The organism is Streptomyces aidingensis, assembly GCF_900112355.1.
Lineage (GTDB): Bacteria > Actinomycetota > Actinomycetes > Streptomycetales > Streptomycetaceae > Streptomyces > Streptomyces aidingensis.
In genome coordinates, this window is record NZ_FOLM01000008.1 from 166,948 (window position 1) to 180,263 (window position 13,316).

The window sequence follows — 13,316 nt, forward strand, 5'->3', positions numbered from 1 at the left end:
GCCGAAGGAGCACCAGCGCGCCGTACGGCGTCCGGCCGGCACCCCCGTCCCGGGCGCGGTTGCGGTACCCCCCACGTGCTAGCCCCTCCCGCTGCCGGTGAGCAAGCCATGCCCTCGTGGCGAACTGACCGGTAGGCGTGGTTAGGCGTGTAATTGCAAACTTCCGTGACTTCCGCGAATTCCGCCCGGAATCGGAACACTGAGGGGGGCTGGTTCGTTATTTCCGACGTGAGCACGACACCACCTGTCCTGGCCGCCGAACTGGCGCTGGCGTGGGCCGACATTCAGCGGCACCACCCGGAGCTGCCCGATCTGGCGGCGCCGGAATCCCTGATCGGAGAGTCCTCCTCTGCCTGTGGCACGGAGCTCTCCTTCGAACGACTGCTGCACGAGGCCGTGCACGGGATCGCCGCCGCCCGTGGGGTCCGGGACACCTCCCGGGCGGGCCGGTACCACAACCGCCGGTTCCTGGCGATCGCCGAGGAACTCGGCCTGGACCATTCCGAAGAACCACACCCGAGCAGCGGTTTCTCGCTGGTCAAGATGGTTCCCGAGACGCGCCGCCGGTACCGGATGACGGCCGAGCGGCTGCACCGCGCCCTCCAGGCGCATCTGGCGGCCACCAGCTCCGACACCAAGCGGAGCTTCCGCGGCCCGGCCGCCCGGCACGGCTCCTCCGGCGGCGGGGTGCGGGTCAAGGCGGTCTGCGACTGCGGGCGCAATGTCCGCGTCGTGCCCTCGGTGCTCGCCCAGGCCCCGATCGTCTGCGGTGCCTGCAACCAGCCGTTCCGGATCGCCGAGGCGGTCCCCGCCGAGGCGGCCGGCGCGGCGGCCTGAGGGCCGGCCCGCCCGCGCGGCGGCCGGCCCGGTGAGACGGGCTCCCGGTGCGTACCCGATGCGCCCCCGGGGGCCCGTCCGCATGCCGTCCCCCGGGTGATCGGGGCTCCGGCGGTATGGCAGAATGGGCCGCTGAACTCGTCTGCCGCACCGGACCCCTCTCTCCGGCGGCGGGCGCGTCCGCCGGGCTGGAGCGGACTCCACTGTTCCCCACGTGGCTCTCCGAAGGCGGCCCACCTCTATCTACACGCAGGAGACACCACAGCCGTGGCAGTCAAGATCAAGCTGAAGCGTCTGGGCAAGATCCGGTCGCCGCACTACCGCATTGTCGTCGCCGACGCCCGTACCCGCCGTGACGGCCGGGCCATCGAGGAGATCGGCGTCTACCACCCGATGCGCAACCCCTCGCACATCGAGGTCGACAGCGAGCGCGCCCAGTACTGGCTGGGCGTGGGCGCACAGCCGACCGAGCCGGTGCTGGCCATCTTCAAGAAGACCGGTGACTGGCAGAAGTTCAAGGGCGAGCCGGCTCCCGAGCCGCTGAAGACGCCCGAGCCCAAGGCCGACAAGCGGGCGCTGTTCGAGGCCGCCGCCAAGGAGGCCGGGGGTGACTCGTCCAAGGGCGAGGCCATCACCCAGAAGGCCAAGAAGACCGACAAGGCCGACAAGGCCGACAAGGCCGAGAAGAAGGCCGAGCCGGCCGCGGCCGAGTCTTCCGAGGGCTGACGATGCTGGAGGAAGCCCTTGAGCATCTGGTCAAGGGCATCGTCGAACATCCCGACGACGTCCAGGTGGCGTCCCGCACCCTGCGCCGCGGACGGGTGCTCCAGGTCCGGGTCCACCCCGACGATCTGGGCAAGGTGATCGGCCGCAACGGCCGGACCGCCCGCTCGCTGCGCACGGTGATGGGCGCGCTAGGCGGCCGTGGTGTGCGCATCGACCTGGTCGACGTGGACAGCCACTGAGGCGTCCGCCGGCCGCAACGGCACATCGGCTCACGGGCCGGAGGCATCGGAATCCCCGCCGGAACTTCCGCCGGGCGCTCCGCCGTCTCCGGCCCGTACCGTGTGGGCCACCCAGTGAAGGAATCGGAGCAGTGCAGCTAGTCGTCGCCCGGATCGGCCGGGCCCATGGCATCAGGGGCGAGGTCACCGTCGAGGTGCGCACCGACGAACCGGAGCGGCGGCTGGCGCCCGGTGCCGTGCTGGCCACCGATCCGCCGGAGGCCGGGCCGCTGACCATTGCCGCCGGCCGGGTGCACAGCGGGCGGCTGCTGCTGCGCTTCACCGGGGTGGCGGACCGCACCGCCGCCGAGGCGCTGCGCAACACCCTGCTGATCGCCGAGATCGACCCGGACGAACTGCCGGACGATCCCGAGGAGTTCTACGATCACCAGCTCATCGGCCTCGATGTGGTCACGGTGGACGGCACCGCCGTGGGGCGGATCGGCGAGGTCAGCCATCTGCCGTACCAGGACCTGCTGGTGGTGGAGCGTCCCGGCGGGGGCGAAGTGATGGTGCCGTTCGTCGAGGAGATCGTGCCGGAGATCGATCTTCAGGGGCAGCGCGCGGTCATCGACCCGCCGGCCGGCCTGATCGAGGAGGAACCGCCCGCACCGGACACCTCCGGCGACGGCAACGACGGGGAGCGCTGATGCGGTTCGAGGTGATCTCCATCTTCCCGGAGTATCTGGCGCCGCTGGAGCTGTCCCTGGTCGGCAAGGCCCGGGCCCGCGGGGCGCTGGACGTCCGGGTGCACGATCTGCGGCAGTGGACCCATGACCGGCACCACACCGTGGACGACACGCCCTACGGCGGCGGTCCGGGCATGGTGATGAAGCCCGGCCCGTGGGGCGAGGCCCTGGACGCGGTGCTGGCCGAGGGCGCCGCGGCCGGCGCGGGCGAACCGGTGCTGGTGGTGCCCACCCCCAGCGGGCGGCCGTTCACCCAGCGGCTGGCCGGGGAACTCGCCGCCCGCTCCTGGCTGATCTTCACCCCGGCCCGCTACGAGGGCATCGACCGCCGGGTCATCGAGGAGTACCGGCACCGGCTGGAGCTGCACGAGGTCTCCATCGGCGACTATGTGCTGGCGGGCGGGGAGGCCGCGGTCCTGGTGATGACCGAGGCGATCGCCCGGCTGCTGCCCGGCGTGCTCGGCAATGCCGAATCACACCGGGACGACTCCTTCGCCCCCGGTGCCATGGCCGGTCTGCTGGAGGGCCCGGTGTACACCAAGCCTCCGGTGTGGCGGGGCCGGGAGGTGCCCGAGGTACTGGTCAGCGGCCACCACGGCAGGATCGCCCGGTGGCGCCGGGACGAGGCGCTGCGCCGCACCGCCGCGCACCGGCCGGACCTGATCGCCGGCTGCGACCCGGCGGCCCTGGACAAGCACGATCTCGCGACCCTGGCCGCGCTGGGCTGGCGGCCCGGACCGGACGGCCGATTTGGGCGAGTCCCCGGGGCCGTGGAAGAATAGGCCGTTGCCGCACGCCCGGAGCGCGACCCTGCCACAGGGGGATCGGCGCCCGCCCGGCTTCCGGCATCGTGAGAGACCAACCTCTCGCAGGCTTTGGCAAACCTTTCGACCACTACCGCTGATGACCTGTGGCATCGGCGAGGAGAGCAGCAGGTCATGAACCTCCTGGACAGCGTCGACGCGGCATCCCTGCGCAGCGACATCCCGGCCTTCCGCCCGGGCGACACCGTCAACGTCCATGTGCGAGTCATCGAGGGCAACCGCTCCCGGGTGCAGCAGTTCAAGGGCGTGGTCATCCGCCGTCAGGGCTCGGGTGTGCGCGAGACCTTCACTGTGCGCAAGATCAGCTTCGGCGTGGGCGTGGAGCGCACCTTCCCGGTGCACACGCCGGTGGTCGAGAAGATCGAGCTGGTGACACGCGGTGCCGTCCGGCGCGCCAAGCTGTACTACCTGCGTGAGCTGCGCGGAAAGGCCGCGAAGATCAAGGAGAAGCGCGAGCGCTGACGGAATTCCGACACCTCCCGGTTACCATCACGGCGTGACCGCGACCGACGCAGACCGCCCGGAGCGCGATTCCGGCCCTCGTCCCGATGAGGACAGGTGCCCGGAGTCGCGCTCCGTGTTTCGTCCGGTGGACGGCGCGGCACAGGGGACAGGGGCGGCCCTGATGCGGTTCCTGGGCCGCCACCGCCGACGGATCCGGCGCTGGTCGGTGGCGCTGGCCTGCACCGCCCTGGCGCTGTTCCTGTTCGGCACCTATGTCCTCCAGCCGTTCCGGATCCCCAGCGGATCGATGGAGGACACCCTCGAAGTGGGCGACCGGGTGCTGGTGAACAAGCTGGCCTACAGCTTCGGCGGCGAGATCCGGCGGGGGGACGTCGTGGTCTTCGACGGCGCCGGTTCGTTCGCGGCGCCGCGCGACGACTCCGAGGGACAGCTGCTGCGGATACTGCGCACCGCCGGGGCGTCGGTGGGGCTGGCCGAGCCGCATGAGACCGACTACATCAAACGGGTGATCGGCATCGGCGGCGACCGGGTGAGTTGCTGCGACGCCCAGGGACGAATCCGGGTGAACGGTGAACCGCTGGACGAACCGTATCTGTATCCGGGAGACATGCCTTCCACAGTTACTTTTGACATCCGGGTTCCGGAGGGAAGGCTCTGGGTGATGGGTGACCACCGTTCCGACTCAGCCGACTCCCGGGAGTACCTCGGCATGCCCGGGGGCGGGACCGTACCCGAGGACCGGGTGATCGGCCGCGCCGAATTCATCGGATGGCCGATCAGCCGCTGGGGAACGCTGCGGGGCAATGGGTAAGCGGGGCAAGCCGCGCCACGCCGCCCCGGTCCGCGTGCGCCCGGCAGACGAACAGCACCCGCGCCCGGTGACCCTGCGCGGGCCGGGCGAGGGCCGGGCCGCGCGGCGCCGCGCCGCCAAGCGCATCCGGCGCCGCCGGCGGCTGCGCGCCACCCGGGAGATACCCCTGCTGGTCGGGATAGCGCTGGGCATCGCCCTGCTGATCAAGACCTTCCTGGTGCAGGCGTTCGTGATCCCGTCCGGATCCATGGAGATGACCATCCGGATCGACGACCGGGTGCTGGTGGACAAGTTCACCCCGTGGTTCGGCTGGGAGCCGCAGCGCGGCGAGGTGGTGGTCTTCCGTGACCCGGGCGGCTGGCTGGCGTCCGATCCGCAGCAGACCGAGCGGGGCGACGAGCCGCTGGTGATCGAGAAGGCGCGCACGGCCCTGACCTGGGTGGGCCTGCTGCCCAAGGACGATGAGCAGGATCTGATCAAGCGGGTGATCGCGGTCGGCGGCGACACCGTGGCCTGCTGCGACGAGCAGGGCCGGGTCACGGTCAACGGGGTCTCGGTGGACGAGCCCTACATCTATCCCGGCGACGCCCCCTCGCTGATCGAGTTCGAGGTGCAGGTGGCACCGGGCCGGATCTTTGTGATGGGCGACCACCGCTCCAACTCCTCCGACTCCCGCTACCACCTCGACGACCCCGGGGACGGCACGGTGCCGGTCGACCTGGTGGTCGGCCGCGCGGTGGTCATCGCCTGGCCGTATGCTCACTGGGCGGGACTGGACGGGACATCGGCTTTCTCGGCGGTGCCCGACCCCTGACCGATCCCGTCCGGGGCCTGCCGTACTTCCCCGCGGGGCCGGCGCGGAGAAATGTCCGCGGTTCCCGGTTCCTGCGGAACTCCCGCTCGTTAGGGAGAGTGGAAGGGAAGCGGCGGAAGCAGCAGCGGAAGCACATGGGTTCGTTCCCCCCAGGGCGGGCCCGGACGCAGCGTGAGCAAGCGTGAGGAGACATCGTGGGGGATGTGGCAGTCGGCGCGCGTGCCGGATCGGCCGGGGAGCCCGAGGAGCGGCCGGGGACGACCGCCGTCGAGCCCGTCGGCCGGCCCCCACAGTCGGCGGCGGACCAGGAGCACGGCCGTGCCGCCGCGGACGGAGCCGGATCCCGGCCGGAGGACGCCCCGGGGGCGCAGCGCCGTCCCGGGCCGCAGGGCGGCCAGGGCGGCGGAGCCGGCGGCCGGGACGACGGGGACGGCGGGGACGGCGGCGGCGAGAACGAGGGGGACGGGGAGGCGGACGGCGGGCCCGAGGGCGCGCCGGGCCGGGGCCGGCGGCGCCGCCGGCCCGCGCAGCGGTCCTTCTGGAAGGAACTGCCGATCCTGATCCTGATCGCCCTGGTGCTGGCGCTGCTCATCAAGACCTTCCTGGTGCAGGCGTTCTCCATCCCCTCGGACTCCATGCAGAACACGCTGCAGCGCGGGGACCGGGTGCTGGTCGACAAGCTCACCCCGTGGTTCGGCAGCACGCCGGAGCGCGGCGAGGTGATCGTCTTTCACGACCCGGGGAACTGGCTGGGGGACCGCCCCGACTCCGGCGGCGGCTTCTGGGGCACCATGCAGGACGGCCTGAGCTTCATCGGTCTGATGCCCTCCGCCGAGGAGCAGGATCTGATCAAGCGGGTGATCGCGGTCGGCGGGGACACCGTGGAGTGCGTGCGGGGCGGGCCCGTGACGGTCAACGGCAAGCCGATGGACGAGAGCGACTTCGTCTATCCCGGGAACACGCCCTGCGACGACAAGCCCTTCGGGCCGATCACCATCCCCGAGGGGCGGCTGTGGGTGATGGGCGATCACCGGCAGGAGTCGCAGGACTCCCGCTACCACACCGCGGGGCCGGGCGGCGGCACCATCTCCGAGAACGATGTGGTGGGCCGGGCCATCGTGGTGGCCTGGCCGCCGAACCGATGGTCCTATCTGTCCGTGCCGGACGCCTATGAGGACGTGCCGGCGGCGCTGGCGGGCGCCGCGCCGGGGGTGCTGGGCCTGGCCGGGGCCGTACCGCTGGTGGCGTGGCACCGCCGCAGGCTGCTGCGCGCCGCCGCGGCGGCCGACGGGAGCCGCTGAGCCCGCGCCCGGCCGCGGGCGGCGGCGGATGTCCCGCCGGCTGGGCTCTTCCCCGGTGCTGCCGCCGGCGTGCGGGATGGGTAGGGTCGCGTCTGACCGCCGATCACCGGGAGGACGTGATGAGCACAGCCCGGCGCCCGCGGGTGCGGCTCGGGGCCGTACTGGCCAATACGGCCGTGGCCGTGGGCTGTGTGCTGTTTCTGGGCGGTTTTGTGCTGGCCGCGATCCTCTACCAGCCCTACGAGGTGCCCACCGACTCCATGGCACCCACGGTCTCCGCCGGCGACCGGGTGCTGGCGCACCGGATCGGCGGCGACGAGGTGCACCGCGGCGATGTGGTGGTCTTCCGTGACGAGACCTGGGGCGATGTGCCGATGCTCAAGCGGGCGGTGGCCCTCGGCGGGGACACCGTGGCCTGCTGTGACGACCGGGGAAGACTGTCGGTCAACGGCATTCCGGTGGACGAGCCCTATCTGCCGGACGGACAGGCGGCGGCACCCTACTCCTTCTCGGCCGAGGTGCCCGAGGGGGAGCTCTTTCTGCTCGGTGACGACCGGCTGAACTCCATCGACTCGCTGACCCGGCTGCTGGGGGAGGAGACCACCGGCACTGTGCCGGCGGAAGCGGTGTCGGCCCGGGTGGAGGCGGTGGTCTGGCCCCCGGAACGGATCGGCACCATTCCCGGCGCCGGTGCCTTCGACGACCTGCCGGGCAGCACCTCGCCGGACGGGCCGCTGCGGCCGATCCTGCTGGCCACGGCGGTCGGGGCGGCGCTGATCCTGGCCGGCGCGGTGTACGGCCCGGTCTCCCGTGGCCTGCGGCGACGCAGGGCGGCACGCTGACCGGCGGGCGGCCCTTCCCGCCCGGGTGCCGGGCGGCAGACCCGCGAGTCCGGCGTGGCGCGCCGCCCGGTGTCGCACAATGGGGAAACCAGCGGCTGAAGGGGATCACGCCATGAGCGCCGAGGACCTCGAAAAGTACGAAACCGAGATGGAGCTCAAGCTCTACCGGGAGTACCGCGACGTGGTCGGGTTGTTCACCTATGTGATCGAGACCGAGCGTCGCTTCTACCTCACCAATGACTATGAGATGCAGGTGCACTCGGTACAGGGCGAGGTGTTCTTCGAAATCACCATGGCGGACGCCTGGGTGTGGGACATGTACCGGCCCGCCCGGTTTGTGAAGAAGGTCAGGGTTCTTACCTTCAAGGACGTGAACATCGAGGAGCTCAACCGCAATGAGCTCGACCTTCCGGAGGATTCCGGCTTCGGCGGTTCCTGAGCCCGCCGGGGGCCGGCCCGCCTGGTTCACCGGAACGGATGACACGGTTCCGCGCGGGCCGCCCGTTGTCCACAGGCGTCCCCATGCGGGCCGGGCAGCCCTCATGCTGCTGCCATGAACCCGCGTCGCCCGCTTTGCCCGCCGCTCCTCTTCTTCTTCCTCGTCCTTTTCCTCGTCCTCTTCCTCGTTCTTCTTCCGCTGCTGCCGGCCGTTCTGCCGCCGCGGGTGTCCTCGGCGGCGGCCGTGGCGGCGGAGCCGGACGGGCGCCACTGGCCGGTGGCGCGGGACGGGGCACCGCCCGCCGTGCTCCGGCCCTTCCGGCCGCCGCCCGAGCCCTGGCAGTCCGGGCACCGCGGGGTGGATCTCGGCGCGTCGCCCGGCGCGGCGGTGACCGCACCGGTGGGCGGCCGGATCGGCTTCGCCGGCCGGGTCGCCGGACGCGGGGTGATCACCATTGTGCTGGACGGTGCGGGGGACGGCGCCGGGCTGCGCACCACACTGGAGCCGGTGGAGCCGGCCGTCGCCATGGGGGAACGGGTGACGGCCGGGCAGGTGATCGGGGTCGTGGGCGAGGGGCCGTACCACTGCGCCGGGCCCTGTCTGCACTGGGGGCTGCTGCGGGACCGGCCCGGGCAGCCGGGGGACGAGCACCCGGAGTATCTCGATCCGCTGGCCCTGCTGCGCCGGGGGCCGGCCGCTCTGGTGCCCTTTCTCTCCCTGCCCGTGCCGCCCGGCGCGGCCGGCACCGCCCCGGCGGCTGCCGCGGGCCCCGGGCCGCACCCGGGGGCGGTGCTGCTGCTGGCGGCGGCCGGGCCGGCCGTGCTGCTGGGCGCGGCCCGCGTCAGCCGCCGACGTCGGCGAGCTTGGCGCGCAACTGGAGCACGGACTTGGTGTGGATCTGGCTGACCCGGCTCTCGGTGACCCCCAGCACCTGGCCGATCTCGGCAAGGGTCAGCCCTTCGTAGTAGTACAGGGTCACCACGGTCTTCTCCCGGGCCGGGAGGGTGTTGATCGCCCGGGCCAGGAGCTGTCTCAGCTCCCGGTCCTCGGCGACCTCCACGGGGTTGTCCGCGCTGGTGTCCTCCAGGGTGTCCATCAGGCTCAGCCGGTCACCGCCCTCGCCGCCGGCGTGCAGCAGTTCCTCCAGGGCCACCATGTTGGCCAGGGAGAGCTGGCTGAACAGCGCCTGGAGCTCCTCCACGTCGATGTTCATCTCCCGGGCCACCTCCGCCTCGGTGGGCGTGCGGCGCAGCGACGCCTCCAGGGTGGCGTAGGCGCGTTCCGCGGCGCGGGCCTTCTGCCGCACCGAGCGGGGGATCCAGTCCAGGGCGCGCAGCTCGTCGATCATGGCGCCGCGGATGCGGGTGATGGCGTAGGTCTCGAACTTGATGGCCCGGCCGGGGTCGAACTTCTCGATGGCGTCGATCAGGCCGAAGACCCCGGAGGAGACGAAGTCCGCCTGCTCGATATTGGCGGGCAGGCCGACGCTGACCCGGCCGGCGACATATTTCACCAGCGGCGAGTAGTGCAGGATGAGCTGCTCCCGGAGGCGGCTGTCCCCGGTGGTCTTGTAGGCGTGCCACAGCTCCTGGAGCGATGCGGGCGAGGAACGGGGGACGGACCCCGGTGCCTCGGCCGGTGCTTCGGGAGCCGATGGCCGGGGGACGGGGGAGTGCTGGGGCATACGTCGCCTTGAGCCGTTCTGCGCGTTCTGTGCGGGTGATGCGGGTGATAAGCGGTTCTGTGGTCCTGGGAGGGCTGGGGGAACTGGGGGAACTGCGAGGACTGCGAGGACTGCGAGGACTGCGGGACAACAGCCGGACTGATGTGAGCGTAGCGTGACATCCGCATCGCGTTGCGCATCTGGCGGCGGATCAATCCTGCGCAGATACGTTCCTCCCTACGCGTTCCGGTGTGATCATCCATGGATTTCCGTGGTGTGCGCCGCCGATGCGCGCCCCGGAGGCGCGCTGAGCCGCCACTCCTCGCCCAGTCGTTCGACAAAGCCCAGGGCGCGCAGCTCGTGCAGCCGGGCGAGCGCGTCCGGCTCGGCCGTGCAGGCGCCCGCGGCGATCTCCCGCAGCGGTGCGGCGGTGCCCCGGGCGGGCAGCGCCTCCAGGACCCGGGCGCCGGCCTCGGACAGCAGGTCCCGGGCCAGCAGCGGCCCCGGCCGCTGCCCGGCCAGCTCCCCCATGGCGCCGGTGAGTTCGGTGATCTCGTCGGCGGCGGTCACCAGGCAGGCGCCGTCGCGCAGGAGCTGGTGCACACCGTGCGACTGGGCCGAACAGACCGGCCCGGGCACCCCCATCACCTGGCGGTGCAGCCGGCGGGCGTGCCGGGCGGTGACCAGGGCGCCGCTGCGCACGGCCGCCTCCACCACCACCGTGCCCCGGGTGAGCGCCGCCAGCACCCGGTTCCGCTGCAGGAAACGATGCCGGGTGGGGTGGTCACCCGGCGGCAACTCGGCGATCACCAGTCCCTGTTCGGCGATCCGGGTGAGCAGCTCCCGGTGCCGTGGCGGGTAGCACACATCCACCCCGCAGGCCAGCACGGCGACGGTCGGGCCGCCGGTGGCCAGCGCGCCCCGGTGCGCCGCGGCGTCGATGCCGTAGGCGGCGCCGGAGACCACCGTCCAGCCCCGCTCGCCGAGCCCCGCGGCCAGTTCGGTGGCCACATGGCTGCCGTAGTCGGTGCAGGCGCGGGCCCCGACCAGGGAGACCGAGCGCAGGGCCAGGAAGCGCGCCGAGGGAGCACCGCGCACCCACAGGGCCACCGGCCGCGCCGGGCCGAGATCGTCGAGCTGGCTGGGCCACTCCGGGTCCCCGGGGCAGACCAGGCGGGCTCCGCAGGCCGCGGCGGTCGCCAGATCGCGCACCGGATCGGTGCGCGCGGCACGCAGCAGCAGCCCGGCCCACCGCGCGTCGGAGACCTCGGGCAGCCGCCGGCCGTCCCGCAGCGCCCGCCACACCTCCTCGGGACCGAGCGCGTCCAGCCACCGGCCCATGGCCTCGTCGCCCGGCTCGCCGATCCGGCACAACGCCGCCCGGGCGAGCCGCTCCCCCTCCTGCGCCACCGGCCGCTCACCACGGCCGCTCCCGGGTCCGGGCATCATCGGTACGCTCCTCGTTCCAGTGGTCATGGTCGGTCCTGGTCCGGGTCCGGAGGGGATCAGGACCGGGGAAGGGGATGGCGGTAGGGGTTGCCGGTGCGCAGGGCCAGTGCGGCGTCGACATCAGCGGCGCCGGGGCGGTCATGGCCGGCCAGATCGGCCACCGTCCAGGCCACCCGCAGCACCCGGTCCAGGCCGCGGGCGCTGAGCAGGCCGCGGTCCATGTCCTGCTCGGCGCGGGCCAGCGCGCCCGGCGACGGGGCCCAGCGGGTGCGCAGCTCATGCCCCGGCACCTCGGCGTTGACCCGCCACGGGGTGCCGGCATAGCGGGCGGCGGCGCGTTCCCGGGCGGCCAGCACCCGGTCCGCCACCACGGCGGTGGACTCCGCCCGCGCCGCCGCCGCCAGCAGCTCGGCCCGGCCCACCGGCTCCACCGGGACCCGCAGATCGATCCGGTCCAGCAGCGGACCGGACAGCCGCGAGCGGTAGCGGCGCACCGTGCCCGGCGCGCAGTCGCATCCTCCGTTGCGGCTGCCGAACCGTCCGCAGGGGCAGGGATTGGCCGCCAGCACCAGCAGGAAGCAGGCGGGCAGCCGCATCACTCCGGCCGCCCGGGCCACCGTCACCTGGCCGGACTCCAGCGGCTGGCGCAGCGCGTCCAGCGCCTGGCCGCCCATCTCGGCGGCCTCGTCCAGAAACAGCACCCCGTGGTGGGCCAGCGAGGCCGCGCCGGGCCGGGGGAAGCCGGTGCCGCCCCCGATCAGCGCCGCCATCGAGGCCGAGTGGTGCGGGGCGCAGTAGGGCGCCCGGTCGATCAGCGGACGGCCCGGCGGCAGCGAGCCGTCCACCGAATGGATCGCGGTGACCTCCAGTGACTCCTGGCGGGTCAGCGGCGGCAGCAGGCCGGGCAGCCGCTCGGCCAGCATGGTCTTGCCCGCGCCCGGCGCCCCCTTGAGGAACAGATGGTGCCGCCCCGCCGCGGCGATCTCCAGGGCCCGGCGGGCGGTGTGCTGGCCCGCCACATCGGCCAGATCCGGGAGGCGCTCGGGGGCGGGACCGGCGTAGCCGCGGCCCGGAGCGGGCAGCCCGGTCAGCGCCGGGTCGGGGACGCCGGCCGGGCCGGGCGGCGACTCCTCCTCGGGCACCTCCTCCCCGGCGAGCACCGCGATCATCTGGCGCAGGGTGCGCACGCCAAGTACCGCCATGTCCGGCACCAGGGCGGCCTCGGCCGCGGTCGCCTCGGCCACCACCACCTGGCGGTAGCCGGCCTCTGCGGCGGCCAGCACGGCGGGCAGCACCCCGCGCACCGGACGCACCCGGCCGTCCAGGCCGAGCTCCCCGAGCATCACCAGCCCGGCCAGCGACGGCGGGGCGATCCGCCCGGCCGCGGCCAGCACCGCGGCGGCGATGGCCAGATCGAAGCCGCTGCCCGACTTGGGCACCGCGGCCGGGCTCAGCCCGACCGTGAGCTTGCGCTGCGGCCACTCCACACCGGAGTTGATCACCGCGGAACGTACCCGGTCCCGGCTCTCGCTGAGCGATTTGTCGGCCAGGCCGACCAGGGAGAAGCCGGCCACGCCCGGCTCCAGATCCGCCTGGACCTCCACCACCAGGCCGTCCACCCCGGCCAGCGCGACCGAGCAGGTGCGGGCGAAGCCCATCAGGCGGCCCCCCTCGCGTGCTGCACCACGGCCGGCCCGCGGTCCGGCAGCAGCACCCCGATCAGATCGATCCGCACCCCGCCCGGCGGGGGCGAGCCATGGGCGGGCAGCCAGCGCTCGGCGAGCCAGCGGGCAGCCAGGCGGCGCAGCCGCTCGGCCTTTGCCGGGCCGACCCCGGCCATCGGATGCTGCGGCCCGCCCGCCCGGCGGGTCTTCACCTCGCAGACCACCACCACCGGCCCGGCCGACCGGCCGCCGGCCGGGGCGTCCTCCCGGGCCACGATGTCCAGCTCCCCCTCGGCACAGCGCCAGTTGCGGTCCAGCACGGCCAGCCCGGCCTCCCGCAGCCGCCGCACGGCCAGCCGCTCGCCGTATCTGCCGAGCGCGGCGGCGGAGCGCTGCCGCTCCCGCCGCCGCCGCGCGGCCTCCGCGGCCGCCTTCTCGGCCGCCTCCTCCCCGGCGGTGCGCCGGGCGTGGTCTCCGGTGTGCGACGGCATCAACAGCTCCCCCTCCGTGGCGA

16 protein-coding genes are annotated in these 13,316 nt (G+C 73.3%); 12 read left to right on the top strand and 4 right to left on the bottom strand.

All coding sequences use genetic code 11. From position 1 onward, the window contains the following. The first annotated feature begins 228 nt into the window (after nucleotides 1-228). From BM242_RS16100 to BM242_RS16155, 12 genes are all read left to right on the top strand, one after another. Nucleotides 229-837 (top strand): hypothetical protein, encoded by a 609-nt coding sequence (locus tag BM242_RS16100; RefSeq protein ID WP_245834140.1) that lies wholly within the window; start codon nucleotides 229-231, stop codon nucleotides 835-837. A gap of 267 nt (nucleotides 838-1,104) precedes the next feature. Further along, a complete protein-coding gene (gene rpsP / locus BM242_RS16105) occupies nucleotides 1,105-1,563 on the top strand; it encodes a 30S ribosomal protein S16 (protein ID WP_093839526.1) in 459 nt (152 codons plus the stop codon). 2 nt (nucleotides 1,564-1,565) lie between these two features. After that, nucleotides 1,566-1,802, top strand: a complete 237-nt coding sequence (locus BM242_RS16110) for an RNA-binding protein (protein WP_093839527.1) — start codon at nucleotides 1,566-1,568, stop codon at nucleotides 1,800-1,802. 131 nt (nucleotides 1,803-1,933) lie between these two features. Then, nucleotides 1,934-2,491, top strand: coding sequence for a ribosome maturation factor RimM (gene rimM, locus BM242_RS16115; protein ID WP_093839528.1), 558 nt, complete (start codon nucleotides 1,934-1,936; stop codon nucleotides 2,489-2,491). After that, a complete protein-coding gene (gene trmD / locus BM242_RS16120; protein ID WP_093839529.1) occupies nucleotides 2,491-3,312 on the top strand; it encodes a tRNA (guanosine(37)-N1)-methyltransferase TrmD in 822 nt (273 codons plus the stop codon). The genes rimM and trmD overlap by 1 nt, the downstream gene beginning before the upstream one ends. A 156-nt stretch (nucleotides 3,313-3,468) precedes the next feature. Then, nucleotides 3,469-3,816 carry a 50S ribosomal protein L19 gene (gene rplS, locus BM242_RS16125; protein WP_093839530.1) on the top strand — a complete coding sequence of 116 codons (348 nt, stop codon included), beginning with the start codon at nucleotides 3,469-3,471 and terminating at the stop codon, nucleotides 3,814-3,816. Nucleotides 3,817-3,931: 115 nt separating this feature from the next. Continuing rightward, nucleotides 3,932-4,630, top strand: a complete 699-nt coding sequence (gene lepB, locus BM242_RS16130; protein ID WP_425443868.1) for a signal peptidase I — start codon at nucleotides 3,932-3,934, stop codon at nucleotides 4,628-4,630. Then, nucleotides 4,623-5,444: a signal peptidase I gene (lepB, locus tag BM242_RS16135; protein WP_093839532.1), complete on the top strand. Its 822-nt coding sequence runs from the start codon at nucleotides 4,623-4,625 to the stop codon at nucleotides 5,442-5,444. Before lepB (BM242_RS16130) ends, lepB (BM242_RS16135) begins: the two co-directional genes overlap by 8 nt. A 194-nt stretch (nucleotides 5,445-5,638) precedes the next feature. Next, nucleotides 5,639-6,745 carry a signal peptidase I gene (gene lepB / locus BM242_RS16140; protein ID WP_245834142.1) on the top strand — a complete coding sequence of 369 codons (1,107 nt, stop codon included), beginning with the start codon at nucleotides 5,639-5,641 and terminating at the stop codon, nucleotides 6,743-6,745. Between the two features lie 119 nt (nucleotides 6,746-6,864). After that, the gene (lepB, locus tag BM242_RS16145) at nucleotides 6,865-7,587 is read left to right on the top strand and encodes a signal peptidase I (RefSeq protein ID WP_093839533.1); all 723 of its coding nucleotides are present in this window, start codon (nucleotides 6,865-6,867) and stop codon (nucleotides 7,585-7,587) included. Between the two features lie 112 nt (nucleotides 7,588-7,699). Further along, complete coding sequence (locus BM242_RS16150; protein WP_093839534.1) at nucleotides 7,700-8,026, top strand: DUF2469 domain-containing protein; 327 nt, start codon at nucleotides 7,700-7,702, stop codon at nucleotides 8,024-8,026. A gap of 114 nt (nucleotides 8,027-8,140) precedes the next feature. Continuing rightward, nucleotides 8,141-8,932, top strand: coding sequence for a murein hydrolase activator EnvC family protein (locus BM242_RS16155; protein ID WP_093839535.1), 792 nt, complete (start codon nucleotides 8,141-8,143; stop codon nucleotides 8,930-8,932). On the opposite strand, the gene whiG is transcribed toward BM242_RS16155, so the two are convergent. The 4 genes from whiG to BM242_RS16175 all read right to left on the bottom strand — a co-directional run bounded on the left by whiG (nucleotide 8,868) and on the right by BM242_RS16175 (nucleotide 13,293). Continuing rightward, on the bottom strand, nucleotides 8,868-9,710 hold the full coding sequence (gene whiG, locus BM242_RS16160) for an RNA polymerase sigma factor WhiG (RefSeq protein WP_093839536.1): 843 nt from the start codon (nucleotides 9,708-9,710) through the stop codon (nucleotides 8,868-8,870). The genes BM242_RS16155 and whiG overlap by 65 nt on opposite strands. A 234-nt stretch (nucleotides 9,711-9,944) precedes the next feature. Further along, complete coding sequence (dprA, locus tag BM242_RS16165; protein WP_245834177.1) at nucleotides 9,945-11,135, bottom strand: DNA-processing protein DprA; 1,191 nt, start codon at nucleotides 11,133-11,135, stop codon at nucleotides 9,945-9,947. A gap of 59 nt (nucleotides 11,136-11,194) precedes the next feature. Further along, entirely contained in the window at nucleotides 11,195-12,796 is a 1,602-nt protein-coding gene (locus BM242_RS16170) for a YifB family Mg chelatase-like AAA ATPase (protein ID WP_093839538.1), read from the bottom strand. Beyond that, nucleotides 12,796-13,293, bottom strand: coding sequence for a YraN family protein (locus tag BM242_RS16175; protein ID WP_093839639.1), 498 nt, complete (start codon nucleotides 13,291-13,293; stop codon nucleotides 12,796-12,798). Before BM242_RS16175 ends, BM242_RS16170 begins: the two co-directional genes overlap by 1 nt. Nucleotides 13,294-13,316: the final 23 nt, after the last annotated feature.

What these genes read in the sequence shown, in the direction of transcription:
- BM242_RS16110 (WP_093839527.1), top strand. Translation starts at nt 1,566, where the DNA reads ATGCTGGAGGAAGCCCTTGAGCATCTGGTCAAGGGCATCGTCGAACAT.
- trmD (WP_093839529.1), top strand. Translation starts at nt 2,491, where the DNA reads ATGCGGTTCGAGGTGATCTCCATCTTCCCGGAGTATCTGGCGCCGCTG.
- rplS (WP_093839530.1), top strand. Translation starts at nt 3,469, where the DNA reads ATGAACCTCCTGGACAGCGTCGACGCGGCATCCCTGCGCAGCGACATC.
- lepB (WP_093839532.1), top strand. Translation starts at nt 4,623, where the DNA reads ATGGGTAAGCGGGGCAAGCCGCGCCACGCCGCCCCGGTCCGCGTGCGC.
- lepB (WP_093839533.1), top strand. Translation starts at nt 6,865, where the DNA reads ATGAGCACAGCCCGGCGCCCGCGGGTGCGGCTCGGGGCCGTACTGGCC.
- BM242_RS16150 (WP_093839534.1), top strand. Translation starts at nt 7,700, where the DNA reads ATGAGCGCCGAGGACCTCGAAAAGTACGAAACCGAGATGGAGCTCAAG.
- BM242_RS16155 (WP_093839535.1), top strand. Translation starts at nt 8,141, where the DNA reads ATGAACCCGCGTCGCCCGCTTTGCCCGCCGCTCCTCTTCTTCTTCCTC.
- whiG (WP_093839536.1), bottom strand. Translation starts at nt 9,710, where the DNA reads ATGCCCCAGCACTCCCCCGTCCCCCGGCCATCGGCTCCCGAAGCACCG.
- dprA (WP_245834177.1), bottom strand. Translation starts at nt 11,135, where the DNA reads ATGCCCGGACCCGGGAGCGGCCGTGGTGAGCGGCCGGTGGCGCAGGAG.
- BM242_RS16170 (WP_093839538.1), bottom strand. Translation starts at nt 12,796, where the DNA reads ATGGGCTTCGCCCGCACCTGCTCGGTCGCGCTGGCCGGGGTGGACGGC.
- BM242_RS16175 (WP_093839639.1), bottom strand. Translation starts at nt 13,293, where the DNA reads ATGCCGTCGCACACCGGAGACCACGCCCGGCGCACCGCCGGGGAGGAG.